The following is a 16,400-nucleotide window of genomic DNA, read 5'->3' on the forward strand; positions in this document are numbered from 1 at the left end:
ATTTGCCTGATTTTCGGAAAAAGGCAAATTTAAACGGCTCGAAGCGCTTAAGTTTTGCCGTCTTTTATTAAATTTACCGCAAATTTTAGAGTCCACGCACGGATAAATTTCAAATTTGCGACACAAACCCTTTATTTTAACTCGGTAAATTTAGTTCACCTTACGACGCAGTAAAATCAAAATGATTTTGGCTTTTATTTTATTTTGATATATTTTAAGTATAATTCTCATTTTAATATAATAATGAGAGTTTTGCGATGGATTATCAAGGATTATTTTTATTGGCGCAGTTTTTAAACGAGAGAAAAAAGGCGAGCCGTAAGGAGATAGCGGAGTTTTTATCGCGCAAAACTGGTGCGAGTCAAAGCAAAACGGACGCGCTTTTAAGCGTCATAGCAAATAGCCCTAAAATTCAAGCTTTACTGCAAGAAAAAAGGATCATTTTAAAGACTTCGCGCGGGATCTACGAGATAAGCAAAGCTGGCGAAAAACTCCTAAAAAACAAAAACGCTAGACAAAATTTTGAAGCCTGGATCGGCGACGTTTACGGCGAAACCAAGACGCAAAATTTACCCGCGCCCAAAACGAAAAAGTACATAAAAACCATCACCGCTCTCGTCGTGCATGAGATAAAAGACAAAATGATCGGCGAAGCAATCAAAAGGCCGATAGAAGCGATAAAATCGCTCACGCTAAAACTCATGAAAAAGTATAAATATCTAGGCAAATTTTATGCCTTTAGACACGTTTTTTTGGTGCTTTTGGCTGCCAAGATCGCGTTTGACGTCGTAAAATTCTTTAAAAATCGCAAGCCAGAAAAACTGCTTGCGAGTAGCTGATTTACTCAAATTTGATTAAAAAGTTTAAATAGAATGCATGATAGATGATTGTAAATTGCAATTTCTTGCGGGTTAGAACAAACTGCTTATCGCCTAAAAATTAAAAACTCGTTTTATATCAAAAAATCATTTGTCAAATAGTCCGCGCTCAAAGCTTTTCACGCGAAAGCTACGCCTTTGCAGCGGCGAGTCGCCTAGCTTTACTACCGCGTCCAGATACGCCTTCGTACCGTAGCCTTTGTGCGCAGCAAAGCCGTATCCCTCGTAAACGCCGTCCCACGCCCGCATCAGCGCGTCGCGGCTTACCTTGGCTAGGATGCTTGCAGCGCTTACTTGTGCCACTTTGCCGTCGGCTCCGATCATGGTTTTTACGCCCGTGCCGTAGTTTGCGTTGCCGTCGTAGAGCAGCTCGCAGTCCGCAAAATGCGCCTTAAACAGCCGCAGTGCACGCCTAAGGCACTCGCTAAGCCCCAGCTCGTCGATCTGCTCGTTTGAAAAATACGCGATGAGAAATTCCGAGTTTCCCGCGATCTCTTTAAATAGCTCCTCGCGCCGCTTTGCGGTCAGCTTTTTTGAGTCGTTTAGTCCCGCTATCTCGCACTTTAGCACGCATGCTGCTACCGCCAAAGGCCCAGCCAGCGCGCCGCGCCCCGCCTCGTCGATACCGCAGGTTTGGGCGTTAGATTTGTTTTTCATCGGTGTGCTTTCTTATTAAATTTTACTTTTTCAAGTACAAAATTTATCGGCGTAGTGAGATTTTTGTGCTTGAAAGTTCCATCCTGCCGAGCGTAAAATTTGCAAATTTTAAGTCGTCAAATTCTGCCTCGGTTTGATTTGATTTTTGATTTTTTATCTCTACGGTATTTGAAAATTTGTTTTTCGCTTGCGTCTTTGTTTTGTCAAATTTTAGCTTGTTTCGTATCAAATTTTGCCTTCCATTTTTAAAGTTCCCTTTTTATAGCGGTAATTTGCCTAAAACAGCCCGAAATTTTGTTTTAAATGTTCTTTGATGGACTCAAGCGGTAGCGAAATTTCGCTGTTTTTGCCGCCGGTCGTACTGTCAAAAAACGTAATCCCGCTTGGCGAGAGCGTAAAATTTTCGCTCGGAGCTATCTTTTCTTTTGCGAAAATCGCGGTCAAATTTGCGTCGTTTAAATCCTTAAAAACGTCGCTCAAATTTATCTTTTTTAGGTTTTTTAGCCAGACGGTTTTGCAGATTTTCCCGCTCGCGCCGAGTTCGCAGACGCTTCTTATTTTGCCGTTTTGATACTCGAGGTTATTTAGCGCGTTTGCGGCGTTTTTTGATGGATCTTTGAGCCATGTCGTTTTAAAATTTTCAAGTTTTGCGGCGAGAGATTTTTTGTTATTTTGCGCAAATTTAGGCGCATAAAAGTCGCTCGCGACGGCCTCAAATCGCGCCCCGTCTCGGCCGATCTCTTGCAGCCCGAGCGCGGCAAAATCATAGCTCGCGACCTGTTTTAGCACGGCTTTTCGCGCCTTGCCTCTGATCGCTAGCTTGCCCGTTAGTTCGCCGTCATCCGCTTTTACGCTTAGATTCAGCCATTCGGTGACTGCGCTTACGGCCGTTATAGCGGCGCCCGATCTCTCGATGCCGCCTTTACTGAAGTCGTATCTGGCGCCCTCGAAAAAGGCGTGCCCTTGAAATTTAGGCGGCAAAACGACGCCCTTATTGCTAAAATTTTCAAACTCGGCTTCAAGCTCGCTGATGTAGAGCTCAAATTTACTCCCGTCCGCCTCGCCTGCAAATTTATAAATTTTGCCCTCGTTTTCGTGTCTGATCTCGTAGCCTAGCGCCAAAACGCAGGCTAAAAATAGCGCCGCAACCGCTCTCATAACCGCTCCTTATATGCCCAGCGCCCAGCGCGAAAACGGCGCGACTTCGCATTTTATGCCCTCTATGCTCGTCTCGCCGGAGTTCGCCACGCTGATTGCTTGTAGCCTATTTATACCTAAATTTTTTAAATTTGCGTGCAGTTTTTTAAATTTTAAAAAGACCAAATCTGCATCGCTAAACGGCGAGCAAATGATAGCAAGTTTCCTTTTTGGCAGGAAAAAGTCAAGATCTTTGGTATAAAAAATCTGCTCGTTAAATTTGGTTAGCTCGCAAAAAACAGTGTTGTTAAAATTTTTAGCGAAGTCCTTTTTTAAGCTTAGCGCGCTTTTAAACGCAAAGTCGCTAAAATAAAGCCTTTTTGCGGCGTTTGGCTCGTTAAATTTTTCCACTAGGCTAACCGCGCTCATGTTTTCTAGCTCGCTTAGCGCGCCGTAAACGCTATCTTTTGAGATTTTGCGGGTGGATTTTAGCGTGCTAAAAATCTCAAAAACGCTCACGTTTTGCGACTGAACTTTCGCGCACTCTTTTAGTACGGTCAGCTGCGTGGCGGAGAGCGATGATTTTAGCGCGGTTTGTAGATTTGCCGCGACGTTTTCGGCGTCGCCAAAGGCCGACGCGGGACTCCTGCCGTGAAGTAAAAAGTGGCTAAAAAGCGTCTCTGGATCGATCTTTTTCGAAAAAAAAGCGATAAACTCCTCGTAGTCTAAAAAATCCAAATTTAGCTCGCTAAAGCCGTTTAAATTCGCGTCTTTAAACCCAGAAGCAACAATAAAATTTTGCAAATTTAGCTCTAAAATCGGCTCAAATTTATCCTGAAATCTCTGCTCGAAATCATCGATCGCTAGAATTTTTATCTGCGGATTTTGGCGTAAAAACTCGGGCAAATTTGACAAAATATCATCCGCGTCTATGCGAAGGTCGCCTAAATTTACGTACAAAAACTCTTTGCTCTCAAATGCTGATAAAAAGCCCGCTATCAGCGAGGTTTTGCCGCTTCCTATGCCGCCTTTTATCAGCGTTTTGGGGGCGGTGATCTCAAATTTTCTATTTATAAATTTGACATTTTTCGGCGGGCTTTGGTAGAGCGCGTTTATGGTTTGCATTTTTAGCCTTTAAAATTTGGAGAATTATATCGAAGTTTCCTTATAAAGAGGAAGATAATTAAAATTTTACGTCAAAAAACGATCAAAAATTACTCAAATTTAAAAGAAAATGCGTTAAATTTGAATGATAAAAATGCGGGCAAATTTTATTCGAACCAAATTTGCGCCCGAATAAACCCGCTCAAATTTATCCCAAATCAAATTTAAATATTTCGCTTTAAATTTTTAGTCAAATTTATAAAAGCTTCCTTATAAAAAGGAAATAAATCTATTAAATTTTACTAAATTCGCTCAAAATATTGACTTTAAAAAGCCATTTGGATAAAATCCGAGTCTCTTACATAAGTAAGAAGTGTCGTATGTTTGCGACAAGTTCTATTCAAAGGAAAGAAAATGGAAAGAATCAGGCTTAAGCTTAAAGCTTATGACCATAGAGTTCTCGACCGCACAGTTGCAGCCATAGTAGAAGCTGTCAAACGAACGGGCGCCGACGTCAGAGGTCCGGTGCCGATGCCTACGAAGATCAAACGCTACACGGTCTTAAAATCACCACACATCAACAAAGACTCACGCGAGCAGTTTGAAATGAGAATTCACGCTAGAATGCTAGATATCGTAGCGGCTACGCCCGATACCGTCGACTCGCTAACAAAGCTTGACTTAGCCCCTGAGGTTAACGTCGAAGTCCGCGCGATGGGCAAATAAAGGCGAGGTGAAAGATGGAATATATCGTAGAAAAAATAGGCATGAGCAGAACGGTAAACAACCCAAGCATCCCCGTTACGCTTCTAAAGGTCGTAAACGCTAAAGTTTGCGAAGTGAGCGAATGCGGCTGCGCTATAGTAGCTTATGCTAAAGGTAAAGCAAAAAATAAAGCCATAGAGGGTCAGCAAAAAAAATATAGCCTAACGGCGGAATTTAATAAATTCGCAACCCTACAAGTCGCCAATAAAGAGGCGGGCGATCTTGATTTTAGTCCGCTTAGCTCGGCTAAAATTTTAAAAGTTAGTTTCAGCTCAAAAGGTAAAGGCTATCAAGGCGTCGTGAAAAGACACGGGTTTGCGGGCGGTCCAAAAAGCCACGGTTCTCGCTTCCACAAAAGACACGGCTCTATCGGTAACCGCGAGTGGCCGGGACGCGTTCAGCCTGGTATGAAGATGGCTGGACATACCGGAAACGAAAAAGTTACCGTTAAAAACGAGATCGTAAGCTTTGACGCCGAAAACGGAATTTTGGTTTTAAAAGGCAGCGTCGCTGGCTATAACGGCGCAATGGGCAGAATAAGGATAGTAAAATGAGTAAAGTTTGCGTATTAAACGAAAAATTTGAAAAAGCTAGCGAGCTTGATCTACCGGCTAATTACGCTGAGATTAACCCGCACAACCTATATCTTTACGTTAAGTCTTATTTGTCCGGTATGCGTTCAAATTCGGCTCACACCAAAACCAGAGCTTTCGTAAGCGGCGGCGGTAAAAAACCGTGGAGACAAAAAGGTCGCGGCGGCGCTAGAGCGGGCTCAACCAGAACTAACGTCTGGGTAGGCGGAGCAGTGGCGTTTGGTCCGAGCAACGAGCGAAACTATTTCCAAAAGGTCAATAAAAAGCAAAAAAGATTGGCGCTTGAGTTCGCGCTAAACGAAAAAGCTAACGCGGGTAAAATTTTCGCGGTAGATAGCATAGAGATCGCAAGCGGTAAGACTAAAGACGCTGCTAAAGTAATCAGCGCGTTAAATTTGAGAGACGCTTTGGTCGTAAAAGATCTGCTTGACGACAACACGCTATTGGCGTTTAGAAATTTATCAAACTGCTATCTAATCGATGTGAGCGAGATAAACGCTTACTTAGTGGCGACTTACGGTGCCGTCGTTATCGAGAAGGCCGCACTTGAATCTATAATAAAAGAGGGCTGAAATGGCAGATATAACTGATATCAAAACGATTTTATATACGGAAAAAACTCTCGGTCTTCAAGAGCAAGGCGTGGTCGTCATACAAACTTCGCCTAAGATGACTAAAAACAGGCTGAAAGAAATTTTGAAAGAGTATTTTGGAGTAACGCCGCTTCGCGTAAATTCGCTTAGAATCGACGGAAAAGTTAAGCGTTTCAAAGGAAGAGAAGGACAACGCAACGAGATAAAGAAATTTTACGTTAAGTTGCCTGAAGGCTCAAGCCTAGAAAACACGGAGGCGTAAGATGGCGATAAGAACCTATAAACCTTATACACCTAGCCGCAGATTTATGACGGGCTTATCGAGCGAGGATATTACCGCTAAACCTAGCGTGAGAAGCTTGCTTGTAAAGATCCCCGTAAGCGGCGGTAGAAATAATAACGGAAGAATAACTTCTAGACATAAAGAAGGCGGAGCGAAGAAACTTTATAGAATCATCGACTTTAAACGCCGCAAATTCGGTATCGAAGGTAAGGTCGAAGCTATCGAGTACGATCCGAACAGAAACTGCCGCATCGCGCTTATCGCTTATAAAGACGGCGAGAAACGCTATATCATCAGACCAAACGGACTAAACGTCGGCGACGTCGTAGCAGCAGCCGAGGCGGGACTAGACATAAAACCAGGCAACGCGATGAAACTAAGAAACATCCCGGTCGGTACTATCGTACACAACGTGGAGCTAAAACCGGGCAAAGGCGCTCAGATGGCTCGTTCAGCCGGCGGTTATGCTCAGCTAATGGGTAAAGAGGAAAAATACGTAATGCTTCGCTTGCCAAGCGGCGAGATGAGACAAGTACTTGCAGAGTGCATGGCTAGTATCGGCGTAGTAGGTAACGAAGATTGGGCGAACGTAACTATCGGTAAAGCCGGACGTAATCGCCACAGAGGTATCCGTCCTCAAACTCGCGGTTCTGCGATGAACCCGGTAGATCACCCGCACGGCGGCGGTGAAGGCAAGAAAAACTCAGGCCGTCATCCTGTTACTCCATGGGGTAAACCGACCAAAGGTGCTAAGACTCGCCGCAAGAAGGCTAGCGATAAGCTTATAATTTCAAGAAGGAAAGGTAAATAGAGATGGCAAGATCACTCAAAAAAGGACCTTTTGTCGATGAGCATGTAATGAAAAAAGTCGTTGCCGCTAAAAAAGCCAACGACAACAAGCCGATAAAAACGTGGTCTAGACGCAGCACGATAGTGCCTGAAATGATAGGCCTAACGTTTAACGTTCATAACGGCAAGAGCTTCATTCCAGTATACGTTACGGAAAACCACATCGGATATAAACTAGGCGAATTTGCTCCTACGCGCACATTCAAGGGTCACAAAGGCTCAGTGCAAAAGAAAATCGGTAAGTAAGGGGATAAAATGAGCAAATCAATTATTAAATTCGTAAGACTATCTCCGACTAAAGCCAGACTAATCGCAAGAGAAGTACAAGGTATGAACGCAGAATTTGCGCTAGCTAGCCTTAGCTTTATGCCAAACCGCGGCGCCAAATTTATCGCTACGGCTATCAGCTCTGCTGTAGCTAACGGCGGATTCGAGCCTGAAGAGGTTATCGTAACAAGCTGCCGCGTGGATGCGGGCCCAGTATTAAAAAGATTTAGACCGCGAGCGAGAGGAAGCGCAAGCAGAATCCGCAAACCGACTTCTCATATCTTAGTAGAAGTATCTAAACCTGAAAAGAAGGAAGCGTAATATGGGTCAGAAAGTAAATCCGATAGGTCTAAGACTAGGAATAAACCGCAACTGGGAGTCAAGATGGTTTCCTGCTAAAGGAACTTTGGCTGAAAATATCGGCGAAGACTACAAAATTCGCGCTTTCTTGAAAAAGAAACTTTACTACGCGGGCGTTTCTCAAATTTTGATCGAGAGAACCGCTAAGAAAATTCGCGTAACCGTCGTAGCAGCTCGCCCTGGTATTATCATCGGCAAAAAGGGCTCTGACGTAGAGAAGCTTAAAGAGGATATCCAAAAGCTGATCAACAAAGAAGTAAACGTAAATATCAAAGAAGAAAGAAAAGCTCAAGCTTCGGCTCAGCTAGCTGCGGAAAACGTAGCAATGCAGCTTGAAAAACGCGTTGCATTTAGACGCGCGATGAAAAAAGTTATCCAAGGCGCTCAAAAATCAGGCGCTAAAGGTATCAAAATTTCAGTTGCAGGACGTCTTGGCGGTGCTGAGATAGCTAGAACCGAGTGGTACTTGGAGGGTCGCGTTCCGCTTCACACTCTAAGGGCTAAGATCGATTACGGCGTTGCTGAAGCGCATACGACTTATGGAAACATAGGTATAAAAGTGTGGATATTTAAAGGCGAGGTTCTTCAAAAAGGCGTTCAACCTGAAAAGAACGAAGAAGAAAAAGCCGATAAAAAACCGCGCAGAGCAAGAAGAGGTAAATAATCATGTTGATGCCAAAACGAACTAAATTTCGCAAACAGATGAAAGGCAGAAACCGCGGTAAAGCTACTCGCGGCGCTGATCTTGCTATGGGCGAGATCGGAATAAAAGCCGTAGAAGCGGGCCGCGTAAATTCGCGCCAGATCGAAGCGGCTCGTGTGGCTCTAACCCGCCACGTAAAACGCCAGGCTAAAACTTGGATCAGAGTTTTCCCAGATAAACCGCTAACCAAAAAACCTCTACAAACTCGTATGGGTAAAGGTAAAGCTGGAGTCGAAGAGTGGGTTATGAATATAAAACCAGGTCGTATAATAGTCGAAATGGCGGGCGTAGATGAGGAATTAGCGCGTGAAGCTCTAACTCTAGCCATCCACAAACTTCCGTTTAAGACTAAAATCGTAACGCGAGAGAGTGAAAATGAAATATACTGATATTAAAGACAAAAGCGTTGCAGAACTTAACGCGTTATTGAAAGAGAAAAAGGTGCTTTTATTTACTTTAAGACAAAAGCTAAAAACTATGCAGCTAAGCAACCCTAACGAGATTAGCGCCGTCCGCAAGGAAATAGCGCAAATCAACACTGCAATTAGCGCTTCAAAGTAAGGGGTGAGAAATGGCATTAAAAAGAGAAATTCAAGGTGTCGTTTTACAAAAGGCCGGCGATAAGACGGCTACGATTTTGGTTGAGAGACGCGTTATGCACCCAAGATACCACAAATTCGTAAAACGCTTTAAAAAATATATGATTCACGACGAAAAGAACGAGACAAAAGCGGGTGATACGGTCGTAGCTATCGAATGCAGACCGCTAAGCGCGAGAAAATCTTTCCGCTTAAAGACTATTTTAGCGACGGGGGTTGAGTAATGATACAATCTTTTACGAGGCTTACAGTCGCTGACAATAGCGGCGCGAAAGAGCTAATGTGTATTAAGGTTTTGGGCGGCAGCAAGAGAAGATACGCGACGCTTGGCGACGTTATCATCTGCTCAGTCAAAAAGGCACTTCCAAACGGTAAGATCAAAAAGGGTCAAGTGGTAAAAGCAGTCGTCGTTAGAACCAAAAAAGAGGTTCAAAGAGATAACGGCTCGCTAATCCGCTTCGACGAAAACGCAGCCGTCATCCTAGATAACAAACGCGAGCCTATCGGTACTCGTATCTTTGGACCGGTCGGCCGTGAGGTTAGATACGCTAACTTTATGAAAATCGTTTCGCTTGCTCCGGAGGTGTTATAATGGCTAACGTTAAATTTAAAGTAAAAAAAGGCGATACCGTTAAGATCATCGCAGGCGACGACAAAGGTAAAACAGGTAAAATTTTATCCGTCCTAGCCAAAAAAGGACAAGTCATCGTCGAGGGTTGCAAGGTAGCAAAAAAAGCTATAAAACCTAGCGAAAAGACCCCAAACGGCGGCTTTATCAATAAAGAGATGCCTATTGATATCTCAAACGTTGCAAAAGTTGAGGGCTGAAAATGAATAGATTAAAAGCTAAATATAACGAGGTCGTAAAGCCTGCTTTGGCTAAAGAATTCGACATCAAAAATCCTATGCTAATCCCTGCGATCGAAAAGATCGTGATAAGCGTAGGCGCTGGCGAATCGGCTAAAGATCAAAAGCAACTTCAAAATATCGCCGATACTATTTCGCTAATCGCAGGACAAAAAGCCGTAGTTACCGATGCTAAAAAATCGGTCGCGGGCTTTAAAGTGCGCGAGGGATTCCCCGTCGGCGTAAAAGTAACGCTTAGAAAAGAGAATATGTTTGCGTTTTTAGACAAACTAATCTCTATCGCGCTACCGAGAGTTAAGGACTTTAGAGGCCTTCCAAAAGACGGCTTTGACGGGCGCGGAAACTACAACTTCGGCCTTGACGAGCAGCTAATGTTTCCAGAGGTTGAGTATGATAAGATTTTACGCACTCACGGTATGAATATAGTTATAGTCACGACGACAAACAGCGACAAAGAGGCATTCAAATTGCTTGAGCTATTTGGTTTGCCGTTTGCGAAAGGAAAGTAATATGGCGAAAAAATCAATGATAGCAAAGGCTGCTAGAAAGCCTAAATTTGCGGTTCGCGGCTATACGAGATGCCAAATTTGCGGACGTCCGCATTCGGTTTATAAAGATTTTGGAATTTGCCGCGTATGCCTAAGAAAAATGGCTAACGAGGGACTAATCCCGGGTCTAAAAAAAGCAAGCTGGTAAGGAAGAGAAATGTTAAACGACTTAATTTCAGACGGACTAACTCGCATTAGAAACGCCGCAATGAGAAGACTTGAAACTACAAAGCTTCTTCATTCAAACGTCGTAGAGGCTACTTTATCTATCCTTGCGGCTAAAGGCTATATCGAGAGCTACAACGTCGTAGAAGAAGATAAAAAGAAATTTATAAACGTAGTTTTAAAATACGACGAGCACGGCAGAAGCGTGATTAACGAGCTTAAGCGCGTATCAAGCCCGGGTCGCCGCGTTTATAAAGGAAAAGACGAGATCAAGAGATTTAAAAACGGCTACGGAACGATCATCGTTAGCACCAGCAAAGGCGTTTTAAGCAATGAAGACGCTCACAAAGCTGGCGTAGGCGGCGAAATCCTCTGCTCTGTATGGTAATTGTCTAAAACGCTACGGGGTAGCGTTTTAGATTACCTTAAAAAGAAGCTTGAAACGATAGGCTTACTGGATTGACAGCGAGGCATCATTTTTGCATCTTTGAAATAAATTTTGACTCGGTAGGTTTTCTTAATTTATAAAATTTAGGAAAGACTTCCGCCGTCAAATTTATAAAATTTAAAAACGGAAGCTCAAATTTAAAAAACTTCCCAAATTTAGCTCGACATGCAAATTTACCCAAATTTGCCAAAGCTAAATTTAAAAACGACGATGTCAAATTTGACGCCAAATTTTAGGAAATAAATCCAAAAAAGGCTAGTCAAATTTGACGAGAAAATTAAAGTGTTTGAAGCGGTTTTTATCGCTTCGATTCATTTCTATTTTTATGGTATTGCGGTATCCATTCGTAAAAGTAGACATACCCTAGACAAGTAAAAAGGAAAAAAATGTCACGTATAGGAAAACAGCCGATAGCTATTCCAAGCGGAGTAGAGGTCAGCGTAGAAGGCAACGTCCTTAAATTTAAAAAAGGCGCTCATTTAAAAGAGCTTGACACAAAGGGGCACGTAGACGTCAAAATCGAAGATGCTCACATAGTATTTTCTCCAAAGAGCGACGAGAGACAAGATAGAGCCTACTGGGGCACTTATAGAGCACTTGCAAACAATATCGTCATCGGCATTACAAAAGGTTTTGTTCGCCAGCTTGAGATCAACGGCGTCGGTTACAAAGCCGCAGCTAAAGGCCAAGTACTTGAGCTTACTTTAGGATTTTCTCATCCGATAAATCACGAAGTGCCAAAAGGCGTTGAAATCAGCGTAGAGAAAAACATCATAACTATCAAAGGCGACGATAAGCAAGTGGTAGGCCAGATTGCAGCTCAAGTCAGAGCGTACAGACCGCCTGAACCATATAAGGGCAAAGGCGTTAAATACGTAGAAGAGCGCATCATCCGCAAAGCCGGTAAGACATCTAAGAAGTAAGGGATAGATAATGACAGCAAATGTATTAAAAAGAAAACTCGCTCTTAGAATCAAGAGAAAAAGAAGAATCAGAGCCAAAATTTCCGGCACTGCGGTATTGCCTAGAATTTCTATCTTCAAATCAAACAGAACTCTTTACGTCCAAGCTATCGACGACGTAGCAGCCGTAACTCTAGCGGCGGCAGACGGCAGAAAACTAGGCGTAAAAGCAAACAAAGAAGGCGCCGTAACTTTGGCTAAAGAATTTGCAAAAACTCTAAAAGCTAAAAAAGTTAAAACGGCATTATTCGACAGAAACGGCTATTTGTATCACGGAGTTGTAGCGGCTTTTGCAGACGCATTACGTGAAAACGGTATCAAACTATAAGGAAAATCGCTATGGAAAAATATAACAGAGAAGAATTCGAAGAAGTAATGGTTGATATCGGCCGCGTTACAAAGGTCGTAAAAGGCGGTCGTAGATTTAGATTTACGGCTCTTGTCGTAGTAGGAAACAGAAATGGCCTAGTGGGCTTTGGCTTCGGTAAAGCAAAAGAGGTACCGGACGCTATGAGAAAAGCCGTAGACGACGCGTTTAAAAACATCATCGAGGTAAAAAGAAAAGGCTCGACTATACCTCACGACGTAGAGGTTAAATTTAACGCTAGCCGCGTTTTGCTTCGCCCTGCTAGCGAAGGTACTGGCGTGATCGCGGGCGGTAGCGCTCGTCCTATTCTAGAGCTTGCGGGCATCAAGGATATCCTAACAAAATCGCTTGGCTCAAACAACTCGGCAAACGTCGTTCGCGCTACTTTAAAAGCGCTAAGCATGCTTAAAGGCTAAGGAGAAGATATGGGACTAGAAAATTTAAAACCTGCCGAGGGCTCGACTAGGCAAACCAAAAGACTAGGTCGCGGTCAAGGTAGCGGTCAAGGTAAAACCGCGGGCAAAGGACACAAAGGTCAAAGAGCTAGAAAAGGCTACAACGAGAAAAGAGGCTTCGAGGGCGGTCAGCAACCGCTTCAAAGACGCCTTCCAAAGGTAGGCTTCACTTCTAAATTTGAGAAACCTTACGTAATCAACGTAGAAAAAATCGTTGCGGTAAAAGAGCTAAGCGAGATCACTATCGCTACTATCGCCACCGTACACAAAATTTCAAGCAGCGTCAAGAAAATCAAATTGATCGGAGTGAGCGCGAAAGATTTGGCTTCGAAAATCAAAGACGAGAACGTAACCGTTAGCGGACGTGCGTAATGAATAAGACATTGACCAACAAGATTTTAATCACGTTGGCATTTCTATTTGCTTACAGGATACTGGCATATGTGCCGGTTCCTGGCGTAAACGTCAATGTTATTAAAGAGTTTTTCGATTCGAATTCAGCAAATGCGCTGGGACTATTTAATATGTTCAGTGGTAAGGCTGCAGAGCGCCTTAGTATCATCTCTCTAGGCATTATGCCATACATCACGGCATCGATTATTATGGAGCTTTTAGCGGCTACTTTCCCGAATTTGGGCAAGATGAAAAAAGACCGCGACGGCATGCAAAAATATATGCAGATCATCCGCTATGCCACTATCGGTATCACGCTTGTTCAAGCAGTCGGCGTTAGTATGGGGCTTCAGAGCCTTCACGGTAGAGGCGGAGAGGACGCGATAATGATAGATATGAATTTATTTATCGCGATTGCGGCAGCTTCGATGTTAACTGGAACTATGCTTTTGATGTGGATAGGCGAGCAGATCACTCAGCGCGGTATCGGCAACGGTATCAGTCTTATTATCTTCGCGGGTATCGTTAGCGGCATACCTTCAGCTATCGGCGGAACGGTAAATTTGGTAAATACGGGCGAGATGAACTTCCTTGTAGTTATCGTAATTTTGCTTGTTATCTTGGTCACGGTAGGCATAGTTATCTACGTCGAAATGGGCGAGAGACGCGTGCCGGTGAGCTATTCGCGTAAGGTAGTGATGGAAAATCAAAATAAACGCATCATGAACTATATACCTATCAAGGTAAATTTAAGCGGCGTTATTCCTCCGATTTTCGCCAGTGCGATTTTGATGTTCCCAAGCACCATTTTGCAGGCCAGCACAAATCCTTACATCCAAGCTATTCACGATTTTTTAAATCCAAATAGCTATTTTTTCAACTTTTTAACGTTCTTGCTGGTCGTATTTTTTGCATATTTTTACGCTTCGATCGCGTTTAACGCAAAAGATATCAGCGAAAATTTAAAAAGACAGGGCGGATTTATCCCGGGCATTAGACCGGGCGAGGGTACGGCAGGCTATCTAAACGAGGTAGCATCTAGGCTAACATTTAGCGGCGCGATTTACCTCGGACTTATCTCGACGCTTCCTTGGGTACTCGTTAAAATTATGGGCGTTCCGTTTTATTTCGGCGGTACGTCGGTGCTGATCGTAGTTTCTGTTGCGCTTGATACGATGCGAAGGATAGAAGCTCAAATTTATATGAACAAATATCAAACTCTAAGCGCGGTAGGCTTGTAATGGCTATAACCATTATGCAGCCAAACGACATAGAGAAAATGCGAGCGGCGAATAAAATCGTCGCTCAAACCCTCGACTACGTAGAAAGCGTGATCAAGCCTGGTATTTCACTGCTCGAAATAGATAAAATTTGCGAGGATATGATAAGGTCTGCAGGTGCAAAGCCAGCGTTTAAGGGGCTTTACGGCTTTCCAAACGCCGCTTGCATCAGCGTAAACGAAGTAGTCATCCACGGCATCCCAAACGAATACAAACTGCAAGAAGGCGACATTGTAAGCGTCGATATCGGCTCAAATTTGAGCGGATATTTTGGCGACTCGGCTAGGACTTGGGGTGTTGGTCAAATTTCGCGTGAGGACGAAAAACTGATCGCTTGCGCCAAAGACGCGTTATATTTTGCGATAGACACCGTAAAAGCAGGAATGCACTTTAAAGAGCTTAGTTTTGAAATCGAGAAATTTATAAGAGCTCGCGGATTCGTTCCATTAACTGGATTTTGCGGTCACGGCATCGGTAGGCGCCCGCACGAAGATCCGCAAATTTTAAATTATTTAGAAGGCGGCAGTCCAAAATCTGGACCAAAAATTAAAAACGGAATGGTATTTTGCGTGGAGCCGATGATTTGTCAAAAAGACGGCACTCCGGTGATCGGTCCCGACAAATGGAAAGTAACCAGCAAAGACGGACTAAGAACCAGCCACTACGAGCACTGCATGGCAGTTGTGAACGGACGTGCGGAGATTTTAAGCCTAGCGTAAAATTTTAAAATTTACAAGTTGTTTGTGCGACTTGTAAATTTTAAAATTTTAATTTGTGGTGAGTTAAAATTTTAATTTCAAACTTCCGTCAAACGGCGAAAGCAAATTTAACAAAAAGGAGTTAAGTGGCTAAAGACGACGTCATAGAGATCGACGGCAACGTCATCGAGGCGCTGCCAAACGCGACGTTTAAAGTTGAGCTCGACAACAAACACGTGATTTTATGTCACATTGCGGGCAAGATGAGGATGCATTATATTAAGATAATGCCTGGAGACCGCGTAAAGGTGGAGTTAACGCCTTACAGTCTGGATAAGGGTAGGATAATTTACCGCCATAAGTAAATTAAAAGCTAAATTTAGATATACTCAGCCCTTTGCGACAAATTGCTGTATGAAGAATTGTTTTCAAAGCCCACCACTTGTTTTGAAAATAGTTGGTTTAAAATTTCGTTAAACCTGATGCAGCCTAAAAGTGGAATAAATTTTTAGGAGACTAGAATGAAAGTTCGTCCTTCTGTAAAGAAGATGTGTGACAAGTGCAAAATTGTCAAGCGCCAAGGCGTAGTTCGCATAATCTGCGAAAATCCAAAACATAAACAAAGACAAGGATAAAGCATGGCACGTATCGCAGGTGTGGATTTACCAAAGAAAAAGAGAATCGAATACGGTTTGACCTATATTTACGGTATCGGTCTTTACAAATCTCGTCAAATTTTAGACGCTACCAAAATTTCTTATGATAAAAGAGTAAACGATCTAACCGAAGACGAAGCTGCGGCTATCCGCAAAGAGATCCAAGAGCATCACATAGTGGAAGGCGACCTTAGAAAAAGCGTCGCTATGGACATCAAGGCTCTTATGGACTTAGGAAGCTACCGCGGTCTAAGACACAGAAAAGGTCTTCCGGTGCGCGGTCAAAAGACTAAAACAAACGCTAGAACTAGAAAAGGCAAGCGCAAAACAGTCGGCGCTGCGACTAAATAAGGATAAGCGATGGCAAAAAGAAAAGTAGTTAAAAAGAAAATTGTAAGAAAAAGTATTGCTAAAGGTATCGTTTATATAAGCGCGACTTTTAACAACACTATGGTAACGGTTACCGATGAGATGGGAAATGCTATCGCTTGGAGCAGTGCTGGCGGACTAGGTTTTAAAGGAAGTAAAAAATCAACTCCTTATGCGGCCCAACAAGCTGTAGAAGACGCTCTAACAAAAGCAAAAGAGCACGGTATAAAAGAAGTAGGCATCAAAGTACAAGGTCCTGGCAGCGGTAGAGAGACCGCAGTCAAGAGCGTAGGCGCGGTAGAGGGCATAAAAGTAACATTTTTAAAAGATATAACCCCGCTTCCGCATAATGGTTGCAGACCGCCGAAACGCCGCCGCGTATAATTAGAAATTTAGGAGAATTA

General features: G+C 43.3%; 31 protein-coding genes. 27 read left to right on the forward strand and 4 right to left on the reverse strand.

What is annotated here, in order from left to right:
• The first annotated feature begins 281 nt into the window (after positions 1-281).
• Positions 282-839, forward strand: a complete 558-nt coding sequence (locus E4V70_RS06390) for a restriction endonuclease (RefSeq protein WP_232037835.1) — start codon at positions 282-284, stop codon at positions 837-839.
• A 126-nt stretch (positions 840-965) separates the two neighbouring features.
• On the opposite strand, the gene E4V70_RS06395 is transcribed toward E4V70_RS06390, so the two are convergent.
• The 4 genes from E4V70_RS06395 to E4V70_RS06410 are packed head-to-tail and all read right to left on the reverse strand — an operon-like array spanning position 966 to position 3,797.
• Positions 966-1,535, reverse strand: coding sequence for a ribonuclease HII (locus E4V70_RS06395; protein WP_122862327.1), 570 nt, complete (start codon positions 1,533-1,535; stop codon positions 966-968).
• A gap of 43 nt (positions 1,536-1,578) precedes the next feature.
• Positions 1,579-1,764 carry a hypothetical protein gene (locus E4V70_RS06400; protein WP_122862328.1) on the reverse strand — a complete coding sequence of 62 codons (186 nt, stop codon included), beginning with the start codon at positions 1,762-1,764 and terminating at the stop codon, positions 1,579-1,581.
• Positions 1,765-1,811: 47 nt separating this feature from the next.
• Positions 1,812-2,693, reverse strand: coding sequence for an S-adenosylmethionine tRNA ribosyltransferase (locus tag E4V70_RS06405; protein ID WP_122862329.1), 882 nt, complete (start codon positions 2,691-2,693; stop codon positions 1,812-1,814).
• 9 nt (positions 2,694-2,702) lie between these two features.
• The gene (locus E4V70_RS06410) at positions 2,703-3,797 is read right to left on the reverse strand and encodes an ATP-binding protein (protein WP_122862330.1); all 1,095 of its coding nucleotides are present in this window, start codon (positions 3,795-3,797) and stop codon (positions 2,703-2,705) included.
• 393 nt (positions 3,798-4,190) lie between these two features.
• Here E4V70_RS06410 and rpsJ point away from each other — a divergent pair, with 393 nt between their 5' ends.
• The 26 genes from rpsJ to rpsK all read left to right on the forward strand — a co-directional run bounded on the left by rpsJ (position 4,191) and on the right by rpsK (position 16,380).
• Complete coding sequence (rpsJ, locus tag E4V70_RS06415) at positions 4,191-4,502, forward strand: 30S ribosomal protein S10 (RefSeq protein ID WP_002947121.1); 312 nt, start codon at positions 4,191-4,193, stop codon at positions 4,500-4,502.
• 14 nt (positions 4,503-4,516) lie between these two features.
• Positions 4,517-5,095: a 50S ribosomal protein L3 gene (gene rplC / locus E4V70_RS06420; protein ID WP_122862331.1), complete on the forward strand. Its 579-nt coding sequence runs from the start codon at positions 4,517-4,519 to the stop codon at positions 5,093-5,095.
• The gene (gene rplD, locus E4V70_RS06425) at positions 5,092-5,706 is read left to right on the forward strand and encodes a 50S ribosomal protein L4 (protein ID WP_122862332.1); all 615 of its coding nucleotides are present in this window, start codon (positions 5,092-5,094) and stop codon (positions 5,704-5,706) included. The genes rplC and rplD overlap by 4 nt, the downstream gene beginning before the upstream one ends.
• A 1-nt stretch (position 5,707) precedes the next feature.
• The gene (locus E4V70_RS06430; protein ID WP_122862333.1) at positions 5,708-5,989 is read left to right on the forward strand and encodes a 50S ribosomal protein L23; all 282 of its coding nucleotides are present in this window, start codon (positions 5,708-5,710) and stop codon (positions 5,987-5,989) included.
• Between the two features lies 1 nt (position 5,990).
• Complete coding sequence (rplB, locus tag E4V70_RS06435) at positions 5,991-6,821, forward strand: 50S ribosomal protein L2 (protein WP_122862334.1); 831 nt, start codon at positions 5,991-5,993, stop codon at positions 6,819-6,821.
• A 2-nt stretch (positions 6,822-6,823) separates the two neighbouring features.
• On the forward strand, positions 6,824-7,105 hold the full coding sequence (gene rpsS, locus E4V70_RS06440; protein ID WP_002947116.1) for a 30S ribosomal protein S19: 282 nt from the start codon (positions 6,824-6,826) through the stop codon (positions 7,103-7,105).
• A 9-nt stretch (positions 7,106-7,114) separates the two neighbouring features.
• The gene (gene rplV, locus E4V70_RS06445; RefSeq protein WP_002947114.1) at positions 7,115-7,447 is read left to right on the forward strand and encodes a 50S ribosomal protein L22; all 333 of its coding nucleotides are present in this window, start codon (positions 7,115-7,117) and stop codon (positions 7,445-7,447) included.
• A 1-nt stretch (position 7,448) separates the two neighbouring features.
• Positions 7,449-8,150, forward strand: a complete 702-nt coding sequence (rpsC, locus tag E4V70_RS06450) for a 30S ribosomal protein S3 (RefSeq protein WP_009494829.1) — start codon at positions 7,449-7,451, stop codon at positions 8,148-8,150.
• Positions 8,151-8,152: 2 nt separating this feature from the next.
• On the forward strand, positions 8,153-8,578 hold the full coding sequence (gene rplP, locus E4V70_RS06455) for a 50S ribosomal protein L16 (RefSeq protein ID WP_002947109.1): 426 nt from the start codon (positions 8,153-8,155) through the stop codon (positions 8,576-8,578).
• A complete protein-coding gene (gene rpmC, locus E4V70_RS06460) occupies positions 8,565-8,750 on the forward strand; it encodes a 50S ribosomal protein L29 (RefSeq protein WP_002953667.1) in 186 nt (61 codons plus the stop codon). Before rplP ends, rpmC begins: the two co-directional genes overlap by 14 nt.
• 10 nt (positions 8,751-8,760) lie before the next feature.
• Positions 8,761-9,012: a 30S ribosomal protein S17 gene (gene rpsQ / locus E4V70_RS06465; RefSeq protein ID WP_009494830.1), complete on the forward strand. Its 252-nt coding sequence runs from the start codon at positions 8,761-8,763 to the stop codon at positions 9,010-9,012.
• Complete coding sequence (gene rplN, locus E4V70_RS06470) at positions 9,012-9,380, forward strand: 50S ribosomal protein L14 (RefSeq protein ID WP_002947105.1); 369 nt, start codon at positions 9,012-9,014, stop codon at positions 9,378-9,380. The genes rpsQ and rplN overlap by 1 nt, the downstream gene beginning before the upstream one ends.
• On the forward strand, positions 9,380-9,616 hold the full coding sequence (gene rplX, locus E4V70_RS06475; protein ID WP_002943173.1) for a 50S ribosomal protein L24: 237 nt from the start codon (positions 9,380-9,382) through the stop codon (positions 9,614-9,616). Before rplN ends, rplX begins: the two co-directional genes overlap by 1 nt.
• Positions 9,617-9,618: 2 nt before the next feature.
• Positions 9,619-10,164, forward strand: a complete 546-nt coding sequence (gene rplE / locus E4V70_RS06480; RefSeq protein ID WP_002953670.1) for a 50S ribosomal protein L5 — start codon at positions 9,619-9,621, stop codon at positions 10,162-10,164.
• Between the two features lies 1 nt (position 10,165).
• Positions 10,166-10,351 (forward strand): type Z 30S ribosomal protein S14, encoded by a 186-nt coding sequence (locus E4V70_RS06485; protein WP_002941532.1) that lies wholly within the window; start codon positions 10,166-10,168, stop codon positions 10,349-10,351.
• Between the two features lie 9 nt (positions 10,352-10,360).
• Entirely contained in the window at positions 10,361-10,756 is a 396-nt protein-coding gene (rpsH, locus tag E4V70_RS06490; RefSeq protein WP_002943159.1) for a 30S ribosomal protein S8, read from the forward strand.
• A gap of 446 nt (positions 10,757-11,202) precedes the next feature.
• A complete protein-coding gene (gene rplF, locus E4V70_RS06495; protein WP_122862335.1) occupies positions 11,203-11,739 on the forward strand; it encodes a 50S ribosomal protein L6 in 537 nt (178 codons plus the stop codon).
• Between the two features lie 10 nt (positions 11,740-11,749).
• Entirely contained in the window at positions 11,750-12,106 is a 357-nt protein-coding gene (gene rplR / locus E4V70_RS06500) for a 50S ribosomal protein L18 (protein WP_122862336.1), read from the forward strand.
• 11 nt (positions 12,107-12,117) lie between these two features.
• Complete coding sequence (gene rpsE / locus E4V70_RS06505) at positions 12,118-12,561, forward strand: 30S ribosomal protein S5 (protein ID WP_002943402.1); 444 nt, start codon at positions 12,118-12,120, stop codon at positions 12,559-12,561.
• 9 nt (positions 12,562-12,570) lie between these two features.
• Positions 12,571-12,972: a 50S ribosomal protein L15 gene (gene rplO, locus E4V70_RS06510; RefSeq protein WP_122862337.1), complete on the forward strand. Its 402-nt coding sequence runs from the start codon at positions 12,571-12,573 to the stop codon at positions 12,970-12,972.
• Positions 12,972-14,234, forward strand: a complete 1,263-nt coding sequence (gene secY, locus E4V70_RS06515; RefSeq protein WP_002953674.1) for a preprotein translocase subunit SecY — start codon at positions 12,972-12,974, stop codon at positions 14,232-14,234. Before rplO ends, secY begins: the two co-directional genes overlap by 1 nt.
• Complete coding sequence (gene map, locus E4V70_RS06520) at positions 14,234-14,992, forward strand: type I methionyl aminopeptidase (RefSeq protein WP_122862338.1); 759 nt, start codon at positions 14,234-14,236, stop codon at positions 14,990-14,992. Before secY ends, map begins: the two co-directional genes overlap by 1 nt.
• A 125-nt stretch (positions 14,993-15,117) precedes the next feature.
• The gene (infA, locus tag E4V70_RS06525; RefSeq protein ID WP_002943098.1) at positions 15,118-15,336 is read left to right on the forward strand and encodes a translation initiation factor IF-1; all 219 of its coding nucleotides are present in this window, start codon (positions 15,118-15,120) and stop codon (positions 15,334-15,336) included.
• 156 nt (positions 15,337-15,492) lie between these two features.
• Positions 15,493-15,606, forward strand: a complete 114-nt coding sequence (gene rpmJ, locus E4V70_RS06530) for a 50S ribosomal protein L36 (RefSeq protein ID WP_002947091.1) — start codon at positions 15,493-15,495, stop codon at positions 15,604-15,606.
• Between the two features lie 3 nt (positions 15,607-15,609).
• A complete protein-coding gene (gene rpsM, locus E4V70_RS06535; RefSeq protein ID WP_122862339.1) occupies positions 15,610-15,978 on the forward strand; it encodes a 30S ribosomal protein S13 in 369 nt (122 codons plus the stop codon).
• 9 nt (positions 15,979-15,987) lie between these two features.
• Positions 15,988-16,380, forward strand: a complete 393-nt coding sequence (gene rpsK / locus E4V70_RS06540; RefSeq protein ID WP_002947090.1) for a 30S ribosomal protein S11 — start codon at positions 15,988-15,990, stop codon at positions 16,378-16,380.
• The last annotated feature ends 20 nt before the right edge of the window (positions 16,381-16,400 follow it).

The organism is Campylobacter showae, from assembly GCF_900699785.1.
GTDB lineage: Bacteria > Campylobacterota > Campylobacteria > Campylobacterales > Campylobacteraceae > Campylobacter_A > Campylobacter_A showae_D.

Excerpts from the sequence above, each read along its gene's own strand:
- rpsQ (WP_009494830.1), top strand. The coding sequence starts at position 8,761 with ATGGCATTAAAAAGAGAAATTCAAGGTGTCGTTTTACAAAAGGCCGGC.
- rplV (WP_002947114.1), top strand. The coding sequence starts at position 7,115 with ATGAGCAAATCAATTATTAAATTCGTAAGACTATCTCCGACTAAAGCC.
- rpmC (WP_002953667.1), top strand. The coding sequence starts at position 8,565 with ATGAAATATACTGATATTAAAGACAAAAGCGTTGCAGAACTTAACGCG.
- rpsM (WP_122862339.1), top strand. The coding sequence starts at position 15,610 with ATGGCACGTATCGCAGGTGTGGATTTACCAAAGAAAAAGAGAATCGAA.
- rplO (WP_122862337.1), top strand. The coding sequence starts at position 12,571 with ATGGGACTAGAAAATTTAAAACCTGCCGAGGGCTCGACTAGGCAAACC.
- rpmJ (WP_002947091.1), top strand. The coding sequence starts at position 15,493 with ATGAAAGTTCGTCCTTCTGTAAAGAAGATGTGTGACAAGTGCAAAATT.
- E4V70_RS06485 (WP_002941532.1), top strand. The coding sequence starts at position 10,166 with ATGGCGAAAAAATCAATGATAGCAAAGGCTGCTAGAAAGCCTAAATTT.
- rplD (WP_122862332.1), top strand. The coding sequence starts at position 5,092 with ATGAGTAAAGTTTGCGTATTAAACGAAAAATTTGAAAAAGCTAGCGAG.
- E4V70_RS06410 (WP_122862330.1), bottom strand. The coding sequence starts at position 3,797 with ATGCAAACCATAAACGCGCTCTACCAAAGCCCGCCGAAAAATGTCAAA.
- rpsH (WP_002943159.1), top strand. The coding sequence starts at position 10,361 with ATGTTAAACGACTTAATTTCAGACGGACTAACTCGCATTAGAAACGCC.
- rplR (WP_122862336.1), top strand. The coding sequence starts at position 11,750 with ATGACAGCAAATGTATTAAAAAGAAAACTCGCTCTTAGAATCAAGAGA.
- map (WP_122862338.1), top strand. The coding sequence starts at position 14,234 with ATGGCTATAACCATTATGCAGCCAAACGACATAGAGAAAATGCGAGCG.
- E4V70_RS06395 (WP_122862327.1), bottom strand. The coding sequence starts at position 1,535 with ATGAAAAACAAATCTAACGCCCAAACCTGCGGTATCGACGAGGCGGGG.
- rpsS (WP_002947116.1), top strand. The coding sequence starts at position 6,824 with ATGGCAAGATCACTCAAAAAAGGACCTTTTGTCGATGAGCATGTAATG.
- rplX (WP_002943173.1), top strand. The coding sequence starts at position 9,380 with ATGGCTAACGTTAAATTTAAAGTAAAAAAAGGCGATACCGTTAAGATC.
- rpsK (WP_002947090.1), top strand. The coding sequence starts at position 15,988 with ATGGCAAAAAGAAAAGTAGTTAAAAAGAAAATTGTAAGAAAAAGTATT.
- rplE (WP_002953670.1), top strand. The coding sequence starts at position 9,619 with ATGAATAGATTAAAAGCTAAATATAACGAGGTCGTAAAGCCTGCTTTG.
- rpsC (WP_009494829.1), top strand. The coding sequence starts at position 7,449 with ATGGGTCAGAAAGTAAATCCGATAGGTCTAAGACTAGGAATAAACCGC.
- rpsJ (WP_002947121.1), top strand. The coding sequence starts at position 4,191 with ATGGAAAGAATCAGGCTTAAGCTTAAAGCTTATGACCATAGAGTTCTC.
- secY (WP_002953674.1), top strand. The coding sequence starts at position 12,972 with ATGAATAAGACATTGACCAACAAGATTTTAATCACGTTGGCATTTCTA.
- rplP (WP_002947109.1), top strand. The coding sequence starts at position 8,153 with ATGTTGATGCCAAAACGAACTAAATTTCGCAAACAGATGAAAGGCAGA.
- rpsE (WP_002943402.1), top strand. The coding sequence starts at position 12,118 with ATGGAAAAATATAACAGAGAAGAATTCGAAGAAGTAATGGTTGATATC.
- E4V70_RS06430 (WP_122862333.1), top strand. The coding sequence starts at position 5,708 with ATGGCAGATATAACTGATATCAAAACGATTTTATATACGGAAAAAACT.
- rplB (WP_122862334.1), top strand. The coding sequence starts at position 5,991 with ATGGCGATAAGAACCTATAAACCTTATACACCTAGCCGCAGATTTATG.
- rplN (WP_002947105.1), top strand. The coding sequence starts at position 9,012 with ATGATACAATCTTTTACGAGGCTTACAGTCGCTGACAATAGCGGCGCG.
- rplF (WP_122862335.1), top strand. The coding sequence starts at position 11,203 with ATGTCACGTATAGGAAAACAGCCGATAGCTATTCCAAGCGGAGTAGAG.
- E4V70_RS06405 (WP_122862329.1), bottom strand. The coding sequence starts at position 2,693 with ATGAGAGCGGTTGCGGCGCTATTTTTAGCCTGCGTTTTGGCGCTAGGC.
- rplC (WP_122862331.1), top strand. The coding sequence starts at position 4,517 with ATGGAATATATCGTAGAAAAAATAGGCATGAGCAGAACGGTAAACAAC.